The 16,967-nt window shown below is 45.0% G+C and carries 18 protein-coding genes; 11 read left to right on the top strand and 7 right to left on the bottom strand.

Annotation, left to right across the window (positions count from 1 at the left end):
• Positions 1-174 precede the first annotated feature (174 nt).
• From QUB06_RS11910 to QUB06_RS11930, 5 genes are all read right to left on the bottom strand, one after another.
• On the bottom strand, positions 175-705 hold the full coding sequence (locus QUB06_RS11910) for a hypothetical protein (RefSeq protein WP_333435436.1): 531 nt from the start codon (positions 703-705) through the stop codon (positions 175-177).
• A 241-nt stretch (positions 706-946) separates the two neighbouring features.
• Positions 947-2,020 carry a glucose-1-phosphate thymidylyltransferase gene (locus QUB06_RS11915; protein WP_333435437.1) on the bottom strand — a complete coding sequence of 358 codons (1,074 nt, stop codon included), beginning with the start codon at positions 2,018-2,020 and terminating at the stop codon, positions 947-949.
• Between the two features lie 284 nt (positions 2,021-2,304).
• A complete protein-coding gene (locus QUB06_RS11920) occupies positions 2,305-3,015 on the bottom strand; it encodes a M15 family metallopeptidase (RefSeq protein WP_333435438.1) in 711 nt (236 codons plus the stop codon).
• A 270-nt stretch (positions 3,016-3,285) separates the two neighbouring features.
• Positions 3,286-4,725: a hypothetical protein gene (locus QUB06_RS11925; RefSeq protein WP_333435439.1), complete on the bottom strand. Its 1,440-nt coding sequence runs from the start codon at positions 4,723-4,725 to the stop codon at positions 3,286-3,288.
• 151 nt (positions 4,726-4,876) lie between these two features.
• Positions 4,877-5,539, bottom strand: coding sequence for a class I SAM-dependent methyltransferase (locus tag QUB06_RS11930; RefSeq protein WP_333435440.1), 663 nt, complete (start codon positions 5,537-5,539; stop codon positions 4,877-4,879).
• Between QUB06_RS11930 and QUB06_RS11935 the strand changes: the two genes are divergently transcribed.
• Complete coding sequence (locus QUB06_RS11935) at positions 5,519-5,776, top strand: hypothetical protein (protein ID WP_333435441.1); 258 nt, start codon at positions 5,519-5,521, stop codon at positions 5,774-5,776. The genes QUB06_RS11930 and QUB06_RS11935 overlap by 21 nt on opposite strands.
• 443 nt (positions 5,777-6,219) lie before the next feature.
• Here QUB06_RS11935 and QUB06_RS11940 read toward each other — a convergent pair whose 3' ends face one another.
• On the bottom strand, positions 6,220-7,350 hold the full coding sequence (locus QUB06_RS11940; protein WP_333435442.1) for a DUF4365 domain-containing protein: 1,131 nt from the start codon (positions 7,348-7,350) through the stop codon (positions 6,220-6,222).
• Between the two features lie 286 nt (positions 7,351-7,636).
• On the opposite strand from QUB06_RS11940, the gene rpmH reads away from it, so the two are divergent.
• From rpmH to QUB06_RS11990, 10 genes are all read left to right on the top strand, one after another.
• Positions 7,637-7,774 (top strand): 50S ribosomal protein L34, encoded by a 138-nt coding sequence (rpmH, locus tag QUB06_RS11945; protein WP_006632320.1) that lies wholly within the window; start codon positions 7,637-7,639, stop codon positions 7,772-7,774.
• Between the two features lie 42 nt (positions 7,775-7,816).
• A complete protein-coding gene (gene rnpA, locus QUB06_RS11950; RefSeq protein ID WP_333313693.1) occupies positions 7,817-8,221 on the top strand; it encodes a ribonuclease P protein component in 405 nt (134 codons plus the stop codon).
• The gene (locus QUB06_RS11955) at positions 8,193-8,585 is read left to right on the top strand and encodes a PH domain-containing protein (RefSeq protein ID WP_333057957.1); all 393 of its coding nucleotides are present in this window, start codon (positions 8,193-8,195) and stop codon (positions 8,583-8,585) included. The genes rnpA and QUB06_RS11955 overlap by 29 nt, the downstream gene beginning before the upstream one ends.
• A gap of 203 nt (positions 8,586-8,788) precedes the next feature.
• The gene (gene yidC, locus QUB06_RS11960) at positions 8,789-9,937 is read left to right on the top strand and encodes a membrane protein insertase YidC (RefSeq protein WP_333281981.1); all 1,149 of its coding nucleotides are present in this window, start codon (positions 8,789-8,791) and stop codon (positions 9,935-9,937) included.
• Positions 9,938-9,948: 11 nt separating this feature from the next.
• Positions 9,949-10,422 carry a R3H domain-containing nucleic acid-binding protein gene (locus QUB06_RS11965; RefSeq protein ID WP_333144708.1) on the top strand — a complete coding sequence of 158 codons (474 nt, stop codon included), beginning with the start codon at positions 9,949-9,951 and terminating at the stop codon, positions 10,420-10,422.
• A gap of 97 nt (positions 10,423-10,519) precedes the next feature.
• Complete coding sequence (locus tag QUB06_RS11970; RefSeq protein WP_333435443.1) at positions 10,520-11,035, top strand: YceD family protein; 516 nt, start codon at positions 10,520-10,522, stop codon at positions 11,033-11,035.
• A 122-nt stretch (positions 11,036-11,157) separates the two neighbouring features.
• Positions 11,158-12,666, top strand: a complete 1,509-nt coding sequence (locus QUB06_RS11975; protein WP_333435444.1) for an AAA family ATPase — start codon at positions 11,158-11,160, stop codon at positions 12,664-12,666.
• A gap of 215 nt (positions 12,667-12,881) precedes the next feature.
• Positions 12,882-13,343 (top strand): SH3 domain-containing protein, encoded by a 462-nt coding sequence (locus QUB06_RS11980; protein WP_333435445.1) that lies wholly within the window; start codon positions 12,882-12,884, stop codon positions 13,341-13,343.
• Positions 13,344-13,790: 447 nt separating this feature from the next.
• Positions 13,791-13,967, top strand: coding sequence for a hypothetical protein (locus QUB06_RS11985; RefSeq protein ID WP_242724391.1), 177 nt, complete (start codon positions 13,791-13,793; stop codon positions 13,965-13,967).
• Between the two features lie 533 nt (positions 13,968-14,500).
• Positions 14,501-16,081 carry a peptidoglycan-binding protein gene (locus QUB06_RS11990; protein WP_333435446.1) on the top strand — a complete coding sequence of 527 codons (1,581 nt, stop codon included), beginning with the start codon at positions 14,501-14,503 and terminating at the stop codon, positions 16,079-16,081.
• A 177-nt stretch (positions 16,082-16,258) separates the two neighbouring features.
• Here the strand turns inward: QUB06_RS11990 and QUB06_RS11995 are convergent, their stop codons facing one another.
• A complete protein-coding gene (locus tag QUB06_RS11995) occupies positions 16,259-16,786 on the bottom strand; it encodes a transcriptional repressor (protein ID WP_333144703.1) in 528 nt (175 codons plus the stop codon).
• Positions 16,787-16,967: the final 181 nt, after the last annotated feature.

Raw genomic sequence — 16,967 nt, forward strand, 5'->3', positions numbered from 1 at the left:
TTGAAAATTTGAAGAATTGAAAATTTGAAGGATTGAGGATTTTTCGATTGGGTATTTATGATTTTCGATTGAAGAATTGAATAATTTTCTATTTGTGATTGAAGCATTGAAGCATTGCTCTCGCGACTGAATCGGGGGGTTGCGACCAAATTATTTTGGGTCATCTTTGATGCTTTATGGTTGTCGATCGAGCAATTGAGCGGTAATCTTCTCTAAAATAGCAGTATGTTGCTGCTGCACTGCTTTAATTTGCTCTATTTCAGACTGAAAAGTTGCGATCGCTCTTTGTTGAGTCTCAAGCTGTGCTGTAACTTCGGGATATTCGCTGCTGAATTCCGATTCAATTTTTTCAAAGAGAGTTTGTTGATTTTCTTGCAATTGTTGCAATTGTGTGCTTAATGTATGCACGACGCGGGTATTAGCAAAATTGTAAATTACTTGTCGTTCGAGTACCGGTCTGAGCAATTTTCTGACTATTTTCCTAACGACGATGACTGCGGCACCGAGTCGCCTTTGGTAAGAGGTAATGGGGATGTTATAAATGTCGAAACCTGCCTTTAAAAGGGCGATATCTTCGTCATCTTCGTTTTGGGCGATCGTACTATTTTCTATTCCCAACAGGGGCGGAGCAATACCAATTTGCGGCTCCAAAGTTTGTCGCAATTTATGTATTATCTGTTGAGTTGGTATTTCTTCGTACTGCAAACTTTCCTCTCCTTTAAATAACTTACTATGACTTATTATGGAACAGGCATCTTTGCTGTTTCCATCATTGTAACTAATTGTGAACAGGCATCTTTCCTGTTTCCCTGATTGTAATTAATTGTGGAACAGGCCGGAAAGCCTGTTCAAGGGCGGGCAGGATGCCCAACCCCCTACTCCCCACAAGAACATTTATCTCTTGTTAAATCAGGATTATTGCTTCCGATATTGGCAATATCTCAATTTAAGTTAACTCAATTTGACTGTCATCACCAATCAGAAACCGCAGAGCTTTTGGACGAGCGGGCGCATTTGTGAGTTGAGCTCGTTGCCCGATCACGCTGTCAACAATTCGCTGGTGAATGCCAAGTATTTTCGCCCCTTGTAATATTACACTGTGTTCGATATCAGCATCAATCATCGTCACGCGATCGGCAATACTGCTGTAAGGCCCGATAAAGCAGTTTTCAATGCGGCAATTTTCCCCAATTACCACTGGCCCGCGAACTGTAGAATTAATAATTTCCGTTCCTTCGCCTATTTGCACTCGTCCGATAATTTGACTTTTCGCGTCTACTTTTAATTCAGTTGAAGCTACGATCCGGCTATCTAAAATGATTTGGTTTGCACTCAGCAAATCGTCTTTTTTACCCGTATCCAGCCACCAGCCCTCTAAATTGCAGGCTTCTACCTGTTTTTCCTGATTCATGAGCTGTTGAATAGCGTCTGTAATTTCCAGTTCGCCGCGGGCCGAGGGTTGAATTTGATCGATCGCCTCGTGAATAGTAGGAGCAAAAAAGTAAATTCCCACCAGTGCTAAATTCGATGGCGGATCTTGTGGTTTTTCTACTAACTCCAAAACTCTGCCTTTCTCATCAACTTTTGCCACACCGAATGCAGAGGGATTGGGAACGGGACGCAGCAAAATCAGAGCGTCTAGTTTCTGCTTGTTAAAAATCTCTAAAAACGGATCTAACTGATTCTGAATTAAGTTATCTCCTAAATACATAATAAACGGAGAATCGCCCAAAAATGGTCGGGCCACTTTTACCGCATGAGCGAGTCCCGCCGGCTTTTCTTGCAAGATATAAGTAATTTTTGCCCCGAAGCGAGATCCATCTCCTGTTTTCGTCTTCACCTCTTCCCCGGTTTCGGGACTAATAATAATCCCAATATCCGTAATCCCAGCCGCCACAATTCCTTCAATTCCGTACCACAGTATCGGCTTATTTGCTACAGGAACCAACTGCTTAGCACCCGTATAGGTGAGGGGACGCAAGCGTGTTCCTTTGCCGCCAGAGAGGATGAGTGCTTTCATTGGGTGAACTCTGAGTTATCCTGTAGGGTTTGCATTGCTGGCTCGATTTGCCTGCACTTGTTCGCTCTCGTTGATTTTAAACCACCGCTACCCCGCTGGCAATAGTTGCCGTGTATCCTGATACAAATGATTTATTTTGCTCAAACTTTTATATTCTTGGAGGCACAGAGTGTCAGAAACCAGGTTTATTGCCACAGGAAGCAGTTAAAAGCTGAGGTTTTTTGTCACAAAACCCCTTTCTTAAGGTTGTGAGTGCGCCAGTCCCGATTTAATTGCGTACCCTTTTAATAGCGACCGTATCGGGCCAAAAATTGACTACCATTATTGTTTTGATTGGTCAACCAAGCCCACATCTGATCGCCCAGACAAAAATGCCACCATTCGTTAGGATGTTGCTGAAAACCCGCACCTATCATCGCATCTTTTAATATTTTCCGGCGGCGGTGATATTCCTGTTTTTGCGGCTCCTTGCTATTACAAAAATAATCGGGATAAGAACGTTCTGATATTTCATCAATCGGAGAACCCATATCAATTTGCCGATTATTTTCATCCACTAAAGTTATATCTAAAGCTGCACCTGTACTGTGAGGGGGAGGCGTCGCGCGATCGAGGCTCGGTACTGCCCAAAATTGATATACGTGTTCTATAATCACTTGGCGTTTGTCTTCGGAAACCGGAAATTCGCAGCCTTGAGCTAGGGCAATTTGATTAAAAGTATAATCTACCATAAATTGCTGGACTTCCACTGGCCGATAAGCGTCAAATATCAGAATTTTCCAATTTTGATAATTTTGCTGTAGCTGGGTTTGAGCGGCGATTAAACTATCTACAACTCCTTGCCGCAAATAGTAAGGGGAATCTGCTTTGCTGTTGTGATAGGGTGCACCCAACTTTTGATAAGGGTGCGGCATTTCAAAGACAAAATGTTCTGTTGGAATTGGGACTAAAGGTTCGCCGCATTCGTCGATCGCTATTTGGTGATATGGTTTCATATCAAGGTGTTACCCTAGTTTATTATTACTGATTTTATGTTTTGAATAAATCCATATCTGAGATGAGGGAAGCCGTCTGGAAGTACCCGGTGAAGGAATCTCAGCAGTTAGTAGAAACAGATTATCAGTCAAAGGCGAGCGTTGGATCGCTGCGTTGAATTCTATTTTATTTCCAAATAGGTTGCTCAATCCCTGTGTGTGATCTCTACGGTAAAAAACTAAAAAATCAAAGATAACATCAGAATTCAAACGTTGCCGTTCCCCTGCATTTTAGGAAGATGTATTTGGATTTTGCTGGAGTTTTTGCAAAAGCCTGTAGAACAAAAAATATATCGCTACAGCGCTGATGATTAAGCATAACTTGTACATAGCTGAAGAATCATATATGATATTCTTGACATTTATAAGGAATGTATATTTTGAAGTGTAACCGCCGGGAAGGGAGGCTACCACCGTAGAATCGTTGGGATAGGGATTATAAGTACCCGCCAGAGATATTGCGATCGACATACAAGCAATAACTACAAAAAAGTTTTTCAGCAACCGCGAACTTCTAACTTGGTGTCCTATGTGGCTTAGTGGCAAACACAATATAAACAGAGGAGTGACAAACCACCTCACTCCATAGGAATAGCCACCATAATCAACAGTCCGTAATGTATAAAGTAGCATGAAAGCTACAGAGGCAGAAATGCCGTATAGGTATGGCGTTTTGTACGACCAATTTTTTTGTCTAAAAAATGCCAGAATACCCATAACTGAGAAGAACATTAGAGGAGTGTGCGAGAAAAATCCTCTATTGCCTAAATACAAAGTAAAGGCATACCTAAGCGCACGTAAAAAGCTCTTGTGTGTAGCTACTCCCGACAAATTTTGCTTGCTAAAGATAGACCCGGGATACTCCCACAATGCTGCATTCATTGCTGGCGGAACTATGCTGCCGGAGAGATACATATTTAAACTCAAATAGCTGATAATTAAAGGGATACATGAAAGGAAAAATAATCCGGCCATTTTGATTGATTTGGTTAACAAAAATACCAAATAAAATGGGATAAATAAAAAGCAGGTGATATCAATACTTCCCGCCATTGATACCCAAACCCCGCACAGTATAATACTATTTATATCCCTGGATTCAGCCGATTTCAAGAAATAGTAAAAGCTGACTATAATAAATACTGCACCCAGAATGTGGTTATTTAATGCAACTGAATAGGGTAAAATTAAAGTTGCACTCCCCGCCAAAAACGTTGTTAGGTTAGCCCAACTCTCATCTGTTTTAAATATTTTTAACAAAATTTTGTGGAAATAAACTAAACCTATACAAGAAAAAACTCCGACTGATAAGAGTGTTATTAAATAATAAGTCAATGCAAAATGGTTTGAGAAATTAATAGCGATTACGTTTTTTAGTAGAAAGTAAACCGCAGCTCCCATAAGGGCTGGGAGTGGCGGTTTGTCTGAATAGAAGTGGTTGTTGTAAAAATACTTATCAACAGTAAAGAATCGAGAATTATCAAATTGAGAATTATCGATCGTAAAACTCTGATATTCTACCAAAGATTTAACTGTAGCCATCCTTGAAGCGTCGGCACTAGATTGAATGTCAAGTTTCGTAAGGAGAACCAGCAAAATCAAATTTATTACAAAAATTCTGACATATTTGTTTTCTTTGATTTGCTCTAATTTTTCTCTAAGTCGCATCACTTTTTTTAGGTTTAATAGGATGGTGGATATACTCTTTCATATTTGCTAAAAAATGTCAAGCCCTATTGCTTTTTTGAGAGCAGGCATTTAACCTGCCCCCATCCACACTTTAGATTTGGTCGCAAGCCCGCGAAACCTCAACCTCAAGAGCCTAACTTTGGCGGTAAGCAACTACCGCATAAAATGGATCGCCGCTTGGTATTCGCAGCATTTGCATAAAACTCGGCAAGTTAGGCTTGCGAACAATTACTTCCGGCTTGCTAAATCCGGGTATATTCGCTCCTTTAACAGAATCAAAGTAACCCTTGACTAATTCTACCCGATCGCCCTCCGAACCTTCCCGCCAAGCCGCGATCGCCTTTTGATAAAACATCCGGTTGGAAAAGCTCATAATTGCTACGCCACCAGGCTTTAAAATCCGGTGAATCTCGGCAAAAACCGCATCCGGGTGCTGCAAATACTGTACCGAAACGCAGTTGACAACCGCATCAAACTCTGCATCCGGCAGTGGCAATTTGGGATTGGCGTTCAAATTCTGCACGAAATAATGATTCAGTCTGCGATTCTTTGCCAACTCGTCTTCATTCATGCCGTGCCCTTCCACATGGGCAAATTGCATCTCGTCAGGCAAGTGAGAAACCCAACTGCTCATCATATCAAAAATCCGAGTATTCGGTTTCAGCCGTTCCCGATACAAATCCGTGAGTTGCTGAATGAATCCATCGTCTACGTGAGTCACATAGCGGGGAGCGGAATAGAACAAATTGTCGTCGGTGTCGTCTAACTTTGTGCGTTGGTCGGGTGGAAGCAACATAAATTCCGATCGCGAACTAGATTTACTCTTTCTAGTTTAAGAACAATAAGAATTGTTAACATATCCGGCAGAGGGCGGATTCCCGCTTTTAGCGTAGCATTCGATCGCCAAATAACCGACTTGCACCCTTTGGGCTTGTGGCAAGAAGACGGTTTGCCGACTTCCAGCATTGGCGACAAACTGCAACAGGTAGGCGGGAGGCTGACAGGCGCGATCGCATGGAAGGAAGAGGCCTAGTCCGCCGCGAGAGAGAGACGCGCATTTGGCGCATTTGGCTGAGACACTCTGGCGTCGTCGGTGATCCAAAAGCGATGGCTGCCGCTGTTGCCACCGAATTAGTCAGCCAGCATTTCGCCAACTTCATCGAGTTGGTTGGGATCGAACAGGCCGGTGGCGTCTGCCAGGGCGATCGGCGCCGCCGTGTCATTGGGTGTGGTTGGTCGAATCATGGTGAACTCCATCGAACTTTTTTGAGCAACTACATCATGCTCGACGATAAATCTTGAACTGAAAGAAGGGAAGGCACGACACGGATGTTGACACGGATACACGGATGAGTTTAGAAGTCGGGGATTTGATTTTTTTCGGTTAAGGGCGATCGCCCTTGCAATATCATCTTGGAAAGTTAGGGATATGGTAGTGAAAACGAAACCGAAATCTCGTTCACCAGCTAGTCAAACTTAAAGCGTGTTTTGAAACTTCAAGGGTAAAGAGTATTTACCTCCCAACAAATCAAAATAGTGCCAAAGTATATCTCTTCTCGGATCTGGATGCAGATAACTACCGCTCCTCCTTTCCCTTGTTTCCGTAGAAACTGTTTTACTAGCCACAAGGCTAATGGCATACCACTGCCCATCCACCTTGAAAAGATTTAATTTACCGCATGGTATTTCATACCAAGCTATTGCTGAAATAGGCCTTCCGTCTACTATTACTGAAATGCTTCCCCCAGGATAACCTCCGCGTGACATGAGATTTTTGTGTAGCTCGCAATTAGTAAAGTCAAGGCTTAGTAAATAACATATTTTTTCAAAGGTTTCATGACTAAGAATATAATTTCTTTCAACTGGCATTTGCAGTAGGATAGCATCTCCTCCTTTTAACTCACCCCAAGCTATAGCTTTAACTTCCTTACTATATCCTTCACCACCCAATGTTTGTGCATAGACTGTAACTGTAGAACCAGGGCTTCCATATCCACACTTGGCATTAGCGATTCGACTACCTTCTAAGTAGTAATGCATTAATCCTTTGATAGTCATTCTCTCTGGCAAGGATGACCTGTCAAATTCCAGCGTCAATGTTCCAAGATAATCGCCCTGCCGAGGAGTAGCTGAAGCTTGCATATTAACTATTGATACTAATTGAGCAGGCAGTGCATCTACATCTTGCTCAAAACGATTTTGAAGAGGAACTGGAATCGAAACCGTTTGTTGTTCTTGCCAGTTTTTATTATGCGAGCTAAGAAAATCCTTTGGGAAAGACCAATAGAAATTGTAATTTTGACGATCAACTACAACTAAAAATGTTGGATTGGGCTGAATTAACCAATAATTAAGAGTCGTTACTGCAATAGGAACTCGAATTGAATCGCCTTTAAAATCAGACTCTTCTGTACCTTTGCATTGAACGTTAAATAACTTTCCAGTTGGGTACTCTCCTTGCATAATCTCACAAATGAAATCAATCCCCATATCCCGATCTTGTGGAACAGGAATAACAATACAAAAATTAGTGAAAACTGAATTAAGAAGGTCAGCAGCACTTCCACCAATTCTCTGAGAGTTTGTACGTCTAGGTAACTTTGTCATTACTGTAATGGAGCTTTTTTCCCAATTTTAACTAAACCGCTATCTAAGGCAAAAGCAAATAGGAATACACATACTTTAAGTAGAAGATGGTTTTGTCTGTCTAACTTAGAATTGTATCGCAGTTTCGGTATAATACTTAATATAATACAAAAATACCGCAACTTCACTCTTACTCTGATTACATCTCAACTGTAAAAAATATAATTGCCAAGAAAACCCTTCTATGGTAAACTAGAAGATTGTGAATATTAATCAAAAGTAAAGTAACAAGCCGGGAGAAATCAAAATGACACAGCAAACCCTGCACGGAACCAGCCGTAAAAGAAAAAGAACATCCGGTTTTCGCGCCAGAATGCGTACCGCAACCGGTCGATTGGTAATCAAAGCTCGCCGCAGCAAAGGTCGCCACCGCCTCGCAGTCTAGCACTGCATCAAGGTTGAGAGGCCTCAACGATCGCCCTACGCCATGTTGCCCGATACAAACCGACTTAAACACCGAAAAGACTTCAGCGCCGTATACCGCAAGGGAATGCGCCGTAACTCGGCCCATTTCAGCTTAAGAGCTCTGCGTAAACCAAAAAGCGCCGACTTTGCGAAACCGACAGCCGAAAAATCCTTGCAGCCAACTCGCACAGGCATTTCCATCAGCCTGAAAGTCAGCAAACGCGCTGTAGTCCGCAACCGGATTAAGCGTCAGATTCGGGCAGCTTTGCGACAGCTATTGCCCCGATTAAAATTCGGGTGGGATTTAGTAATTGTCGTGCGTCCGATCGCACAAGAGTGCAATTATGCAGAAATTCTGCAAGAATTAGAGCAGTTGTTGGTAGAAGCCGAGGTACTAGATGGGAATTCGAGAGGAAGTATATTATGAAGGCGGCCCCGCGCCCGGAGACTTGATCCTCAATTTACTCCTGGGGCTGACTGTGGTGGGAATCCCCCTAGCAGTAGGAGCAATTGTCCGGGCTCTGTGGCTGCGGTATCGGATCACGAGCCGCCGAGTGTCCGTAACTAGCGGTTGGATGGGGGGCGAACAGACAGACGTTATCTACTCAGATATAGTCAAAATCGTCACAGTACCTCGCGGTTTCGGGACTTACGGAGACATGGTGCTCACCATGAAAAATGGCAGCCGCTTGGAACTCAGAGCTATGCCGAAATTTCGAGCAATGTATGACTACATTAACGAAAAACTGCCCGCAGCCGCTCAAAAAGCAAACGCGGCCCAAGCTAAATAACCGAACCGCTTCGCCCTCAAATCAGGGTAAAGTGAGTGCGAGTATTGGCAAACTCATTACAACAAACCCGCAGACCGGGCGGTCGATCGACGGGCAATGTCCTAAGATAGAGACAAAACCCTAAAAATTGAGGCGGCTCGCCTTCAGCGGGTAAAAATAGTTCTCAACAGCAAACATAGAGCACCTAAATTAACTCAAAGCGAATGGATTTCGGTATCTCGTTTCTCTCCAACAACCTCATGCTCCCGATCCTAGATTTTTTCTACGGGATCGTGCCAAGCTACGGTTTAGCGATCGTAGCTCTGACGCTTGTGATTCGCTTTGCTCTTTATCCTCTCAATGCAGGCTCTCTTCGCAATATGCGGCGCATGAAAGTAGCGCAGCCATTGATGAAAGAGCGAGTAGATCAAATTCAAAAACTCTATAAAGACAATCCTGCAAAACAGCAGGAGGAAATGAGCAAAGTATACAAAGAATTTGGTAATCCTCTAGCAGGATGCTTCCCGTTGGTGCTGCAAATGCCAGTGCTGTTTGCACTGTTTGCAACGCTCCGGGGTTCGCCGTTTTCTGACATAAATTACAGCGTCAACGTTCAAGTTTTGCCAAAAGAACAAATCGAAACTGTTCAACCGCAAGCTTTTGCTACACCGCCACAAAATATTTACGTCACAGGTACTTTTCATGCTCCTGTTGTGGGGGTAATTCCAGGCGGCGACAAAATCGCAGTCGGCGACACAACCAAGATTAATTTTCAAACCCCAGAGGGCAAACCTCTCAAAGTTTTAGCGGCCGAAAATAAAAGCGAAATCGACTTTGAACCGGGCTGGAAAGTCATCAAAGGCGAAGATCTGATCAAGGTAGATGAACAGGGCAACATCACGGCATTAGCGCCCGGTGAAGCCACAGTTCAAGGCACAATCCCCGGATTGGCTAGTAACAAAGGATTCCTGTTTATTGAAGCTCTAGGTCGCGTTGGCGCGATCGACTCAGACGGTACAATCCACTGGGATATTTTGGTAATGATCCTGGGCTTCGGCATCAGTTTGTATATCAACCAAATCCTTTCAGGACAAGCACAAGGGCCAAACGACAACCCCCAACAGGCTACAGTCAACAAACTGACGCCAGTCATATTTTCAGGGATGTTTTTGTTCTTCCCGCTGCCGGCCGGCGTGTTGATGTATATGCTGATTGCTAACATCTTCCAAACTGTTCAGTCGTTCATTTTGTCGCGAGAACCGCTGCCGGAAAACCTGCAAAAAATAGTGGACGAAGCAGAGGCAAAAACCCAAAAAGAACAAGGATTAGATGCACTTCCATTTGAGCCCAAGCGTTCTAAGAAAAAGGCTTGACTTTAACAACAATGAAAGACTCTCAAATGCAGCGCGGACAGGCATGGTTAGAAGAATTGCTACAACTGTCCGCAATTCCTTCAAAAGTGGTATGCGAACAACAAAAAGATTGCTATTGGATGACAATAGATGAAAGCAATCTGACTCCCGAACAAGTTGCAATCTTAGTCGGGCAAAACGGTAATGTAATAGATGCCATTCAGTACCTCTGCAACACGGTTCAGAATATAGGTCAGGAAGTAGAGGAGTCAATTCCTTATACAGTTGAACTAAATGGCTATCGCATCCGCCGCCAAGAGGAATTGCGATCGATGGCAGAGTACGCAGCAGATCAAGCGCGATCGACGGGAGTTGAAGTTGAAATAAAATCGCTGTCTTCGGCAGAACGCCGTCAAGTCCACAGCTTTTTGAGCGAATGTGAGGATATAGAAACTTACAGTCAAGGACAAGAACCCGATCGGCGTTTGGTAGTGCGACTGCGCTGACGGTAAATCAGGAAGAAGGAAGAAGGAAGAAGGAAGAAGTTAAAAATTAACTATTCCTTTTGACCTTTGAATTCAAGAAGTAGGAAGGCAAAAGATTATGGAGACAATTTATATCCCTCATCTACTCACAAAAACTGAGCGGAAAGAGGTCATTGATTTTGAAGAATTTATCCCCGATTTAGAAACTCTTACTCCGGTGCGAGGGCGACTGCAAGTGACTCACCAAGGGAATTATCTTGAGGTGAAGGCAAAAGCAGAAACAATAGTTACTCTCACCTGCCACAGATGCTTGAAACAATACAATCATCGTTTGGCACTCAACTCATCGGAACTAATCTGGCTCGAAGAAACACCAAATCAAACAGATTCCAGTTCAGCAGAAATAGAAGTTGCTTTAGAAGATTTGGTGGAAAATTTGTCCCCCGGTGGCTATTTCTCTCCGGGCGATTGGGTATACGAGCAAATGTGCTTGGAACTGCCACATAAACAGATATGCGATACTGAATGTCCGGGAATTTCTTTAAGTGATGATGCTGCAAATACAGAAAGCTCCGAAACAGTCTCAGACAGTCGCTGGGCCTCTCTGGAAGCACTTAAACGGCAATTGCCTTAGTCAGTTGGCAGTTGGCAGTTGGCAGTTGGCAGTTGGCAGTTGGCATTAGCTAATAACAAATAAGAAATAACAAATAAGAAATAACCACTGACAACTAACAACTAACCACTGACAACTGACTAATGACTATTTTTAGCGACGAGTTTGAATTACTGCTGCGATCGCGCTACCCCCTAATTTACATTCCCACACGGGAAGAAGAGCGCGTAGAATCGGCGATCGCCCAAAGTGCCAAAAAACAAGGTTCTCGCGCCGTCTACATCTGGGATTTTGTTGATGGCTACCAAGGCAATCCCAACGATGTTGGTTTTGGCAAGCGCAACCCGCTGCAAGCTTTGGAATTTCTCGAAAAATTGCCCGCCAGCGCGCCGGCAATTTTTATTCTGCGCGACTTTCAGCGGTTTTTGGAAGATGTCTCGATTTCCCGCAAGCTGCGGAATTTGGCGAGACTCCTCAAAACTGTGCCCAAAAATATTGTCATCGTATCTCCTCTAATTTCGATCCCGGAAGACCTCAGCGAAGTGATGACTGTTTTGGAGTTTCCCCTGCCTGCGGCAGCGGAAATAAAAATTGAGGTAGAAAGACTGTTAGGGGCTACCGGACAAGCCATTGAAGGGCGTTTGCTGGATGAAATGGTGCGCTCCTGTCAAGGGCTGTCGATCGAACGAATCCGCCGAGTTTTGGCAAAGGCGATCGCCACCAGAGGCGAACTCCATTCCGACGACGCCGAACTGATTTTAGAAGAAAAGCGCCAAACAATTCGCCAAACTCAAATTCTGGATTTTTACCCAGCCCGCGAAAATATATCCGATATCGGCGGTTTGGACAATCTCAAAGAATGGCTGCTGCGGCGTGGCGGTGCTTTTTCCGATCGAGCCCGCCAATACGGTTTGCCGCATCCCAGAGGTTTGTTGTTAGTCGGAATTCAAGGAACCGGAAAATCCTTAACAGCAAAGGCGATCGCCCACCACTGGCATTTGCCTTTGCTGCGGTTGGATGTCGGGCGCTTGTTTGCCGGATTAGTCGGAGAATCTGAATCCCGCACCAGACAAATGATTCAGCTAGCGGAAGCTTTAGCCCCCTGCGTGCTGTGGATTGACGAGATTGACAAAGCTTTTTCGGGATTAGACGGTAAAGGCGATTCCGGCACAACCAGCCGCGTCTTCGGGACTTTTATCACTTGGTTAGCCGAAAAAACTTCGCCGGTTTTTGTCGTAGCAACAGCCAACAACATCCAGTCTTTGCCGCCAGAAATGCTCAGAAAAGGCAGGTTTGACGAAATATTTTTTGTGGGTTTGCCCAGCCAGGAGGAACGGCGGGCGATTTTTGAGGTACATTTGTTGCGGTTGCGATCGCACAGCATCAAAAATTACGATTTAGAGCGCTTGGCTTACGAAACTCCCGATTTTTCAGGGGCCGAAATCGAGCAAACTTTGATTGAAGCAATGCACATTGGCTTTAGCCAAAATCGAGACTTTACCACCGATGATATTTTAGAATCAGCTAGTCAGATGGTACCGTTAGCCAGAACGGCTCAAGAACAAATCCAGTTTCTCCAAGATTGGGCCGCTGCTGGGAAAGCTCGCCTTGCTTCTAGATACGGCAGTCTGAGCCGCCGGATTCAGGGTTAAGCTTTTGAAGTCAGTAGTCAGTAGTCAGTAGTCAGTTGGCAGTTGGCAGTTACCAGATTTTACTCAACATTCAGCAGTCAACACTCAACAGTCAACCCTCTTCCCTCTCCCCTCTTCCTTCTTCCTTCTGCCTGACATCCCTTACATCCGTTACATCCGTTACATCCGTTACAGAATCCGTTGCCGAACTTCCTTCTTCCTTCATTTGCGGTTTTATGAACACTGTATATAGCGTTTTCAAATTTTTAGTGGGTTTTCTGCTCGCGATCGTCCTGATGGCAGGTGCTAGCGTGGCTGCTGCACTTTACTTTGCCGCTAAGCTAACTACTGTGCCCGAAAAACCTGTTTTTCCCAACGACAAAACACCAACTCAGGTTGCGGGCGCTGCGCCGAAGTCAACAGCCCAGGCTAGCCCTGTTTCTACATCTAGCGAGGCCCCGTCTCCCAAACCGCTGGAACCGGGAGCTTACCGCGCGATGGTAACTCAGCCGATCGGCTTAATTCTCCGGGATACAGGTAGCCGAGACTCGAACCGCATTGGCGGTGTTGGTTACAAGGAAAGAGTCGTAGTTTTGGAAGAGTCCCCCGACAAAGAGTGGCAGCGAATTCGCATTGAGGATGGCAATCGCGAAGGTTGGGTCAAAGGCGGCAATACTGAAAGAATTGAGGGCGAATAGGATTTAGACAAAAAATATACTCATCTCATTCTGAGGGCAGCGAAGCAATCGCAGTGTGAAAATTGTTCACCAACGCCGGGTTTTTTCCTGTCTATTGTTGCCCATAGCGATAAACACATTTTTTGCAAAAAGTCAAGTTAAATTTATTTACGATATTTGAGATTGCAGTTTGATGCGCTGAGACTGCAGGTGCGATCGCCCCTGCCAAATCCTGAATTTGACATAAAAGCCCAGCGGACAAAAGGTTTTAAGAGCTAAAATCCAACATAAAAACTCGAAAATACATAATCCTAACTTATGTTATTCAGGAGAGTATGTTAAGAAAATTAGCAAAATTTTAAGGTTAGTTGCAAAACGAAGGCTGTTGTCACCGCCGAACAGGCAAGAGTGGTAGCTTGGATTACAAGATGTAAGTTTTCTGCTTAACAGCTACCAACAATAAAAAATATGTACGACAAACGTCCCGATCGAGATTTGGCGACTGCTGCTGTTACTGCAGCTTTGGGAGCTGGGGTCGTTACCTCTTTTGCGGTTAGCAGAGGGCAAAACCCGCTGGTAGCCATCGCAATTACTATTTTTGCAGCGGGAGTAGCTGTAATTTGCGATCGGTTCGGCTTAATTTAAGCGAGGGTCGATTTTTCACTACAAAGTCAACTTATCAAAAAATCCCCGCCCTATTTGCAAGTTGCAAATAGGGCGGGGATTTTTAGTGGCTAGTTTTTTGGTTAATCAGCGGTACTTTCCCAGACGCACTCGCCACATGAAGAAGCCGCGTTTCTTAACAAAAAACCTGCGATTTCAGGCTCTTTACCCGACAACAAATTAAGGTGAGGACAACCTGCGCCCAAGTCTTGTGGTAATTTCTGCGGCCGCCAGATAAAATATTAGCCACCACTACCCCAGAACTTATTCTCTTTCGGGCTTAAAGGCTAAGACTATGCCTGCAAACTTTTTTGTTGAGTCTCGCGTCTCTAGAAGCAGCAATGCTATCTTGGGTGTTACCTGTAATTATTTTTGACAGTAAATTTTTTAGAAAAACGGGTGCTTCGCGCTTTCCCAGTAGAACTTAGCGTTGATAGAATCCAAGCCAAGCGTGCTAAAAATGATTTTTGGCAGTTTGCTCACACAATCCACCCACAATTTCACACTAAAAAATTATGGAATCTCTTGCTTACCTCGAACTTGCTCTTGTTTGCGAAGCACCCGCAGAGTCGAAAATTTTTGATGAGCCCAAGTGGCAAAACCTATCGAGTCAGACTTACGTCCGTTTGCTGTCTTTGGCTTTGATGCTGTCGGTTTTGAGTGCAGCCGGTTCGGCTTTTGCTCAAATAGATCCGGGATATCCAAATTTGCGCTCTGTTCAAGACAGGTTGCGGGAACTCGGTTATTTTCCCAGATCATCGACAGGTCAACTCGGCCCGGTAACAAAACAAGCGCTGACTAACTTTCAGCGAGACTATCAACTGTCGCTGACTGGTAGGCCCGATCGAGCTACTGTGATAGCACTCAACAGTTTTGCCGGGGATGACGATCGACCTTTTAATACTATTTATACAAATTATCGGGAGCTGCGTTTTGGAGACGCGGGTGCAGATGTTTCTGCTCTCCAGCGCCGGTTGAGGCAGCTAGGCTACTTCAGCGCGCATCCCACAGGGAGTTTTCGCGAAGTTACTCAAAATGCGGTTAGATACTTCCAGCGAATTAATCGACTGCGGGTAACTGGAATTGCCAATAGGCAAACTTTAGCTTTGCTGTTTGGTTCCACCCGGCCTGTCCCCCCCGTTACTCTTCCGGGGGATATTTCAGGGAATGGCGGTTGCAAGGGGCTGCGGTTCGGGGACAGAGGGGCGACGGTAGACTTGATCCAGCGGCAATTAAAAGCTTTGGGCTATTTTGAAGGCGGCGTTGACGGCAAGTTTCGCGAACGCACTCTCTACGCTGTGACTCGTTTTCAGCAAGATTACAATCTGGTTTCTGACGGCTGCGCTGACACTGCTACATTGACTGCTATAGATGCCCAGATGAGAGCAGCTCAAATTACCTCATTGACTGAGGAAAATGACCAACAGAGTAATTCGGGAGATTTTCTGGAGTTGGGCGACAGAGGCCGACAAGTAGAATTTGTGCAGCGGCGGCTGCAAGAATTGGGTTATTACAGGAGCCAGATTCACGGTTGGTTCGATCGACCAACTCAAGCAGCTTTGATCCGCTTTCAGAGAGATAGCGGGCTGTTCGGGACTGGAAGGGTCGATCGCAGCACTCGATCGGCTTTGGGGCAAGGCAACAGGCAGGCCGCAGCGCCTGTGCCGCAGCAAATCGCCGCTGGTCTGCGACGGGGCGATACTGGGCCTGCTGTCCGACAACTTCAGTCTGCGCTCAGAAGTCTGGGCAAAAACCCCGGCCCGGTGAACGGAGTATTTGGAGCCGAGACCGAGTTTGCGGTGCTGTCGTTTCAGCAAGAACGCAATTTGTCACCGGCGACGGGTATTGCCACTCCGGCGACTTTGGCTGCGCTCCAAAACGGATTAGCTGGCCCGATAGCTGTTCCTGCTGTTCCAATTAGCAGCAGTTTCAACTCTCGATCGAGCATTCAGCAATTACAAAGGCGGCTGCAAGACCTCGGCTTTTACACAGGCCCCATCGGCGGAGTTTTCGATGCTTCGACGAGAGACGCCCTCGATCGAGCTCAGCGCAGTTACGGGGTCAGCAGCGACGATTTGTTGAGCCAAACTTTTTAGCCCCAGGCTTGCGGACGCTACATCAAAGAAATCGGGTTTCTTGTTTCCGACTCATTCCTGAAATGATGTATTTTTCTTAAGAAACCCGGTTTCTGCGTAACTCTGATCGCACTTGGGCTACCGATTTTTGTTAAAACTTGTAACAAGTCGTACTTGAAATGCGAAAATAGTGTAATGTCACTCGATTAAATCCGGGGCGCTGCTGCCGTTCTGGGCGATCGACCTCGGACAAGACCAATTGCTGGAAACCAAAGACGGCCATCCCATCCGCAAAGCTTCGTGGCACACCGTATGAATGGTTAGCTGGCAGTCTAGCAGGTGCAACCCAGACTTTTCAGCTTGCTTCATGCCAATTTTCAAAATCGAATCGTTGTTAAATTCGATCGTTCTGTTGCACTGAACGCAGACTAGGTGGTGGTGGTGATGCGGGTAAGGCTGGTTTATTTCATAGTGTTTGTGACCTTCTGCTAATTCGAGTTCGCGGAGGAGGCTCATCCTTGCCATTAACTTTAAAGTTCGGTAAATGGTGGACAAGCTAATGTTTTCGCCGCGATTTTTTAACAAAGTGTACAAATCCTCCGCACTCAGGTGATTGCCTTTGGGGAGGTTCTGAAACACGTGCAAGATGGTTTCCCGTTGGGGAGTCATCCGCCAGCCTTTGTCATTGAGTTCGGATTTGAATGAGGACGCGGTATAAAGTGCCATAGTGACCCTCTCAAGAAAGTCTGCCTATTGACAATAATACACAACGATCGAGATATTTTGCAAATATCGCAGCTTATTGAAAAAAGATTGAGGAAAAAATTTGGTTTAGGACTTACGCATTGACAAAATAACCAAATAGTGCATTGATAAAGAGGGAACGTCTACTAACGGGTATCAGACA

This window comes from Microcoleus sp. D2_18a_D3, assembly GCF_036702455.1.
Lineage (GTDB): Bacteria > Cyanobacteriota > Cyanobacteriia > Cyanobacteriales > Microcoleaceae > Microcoleus.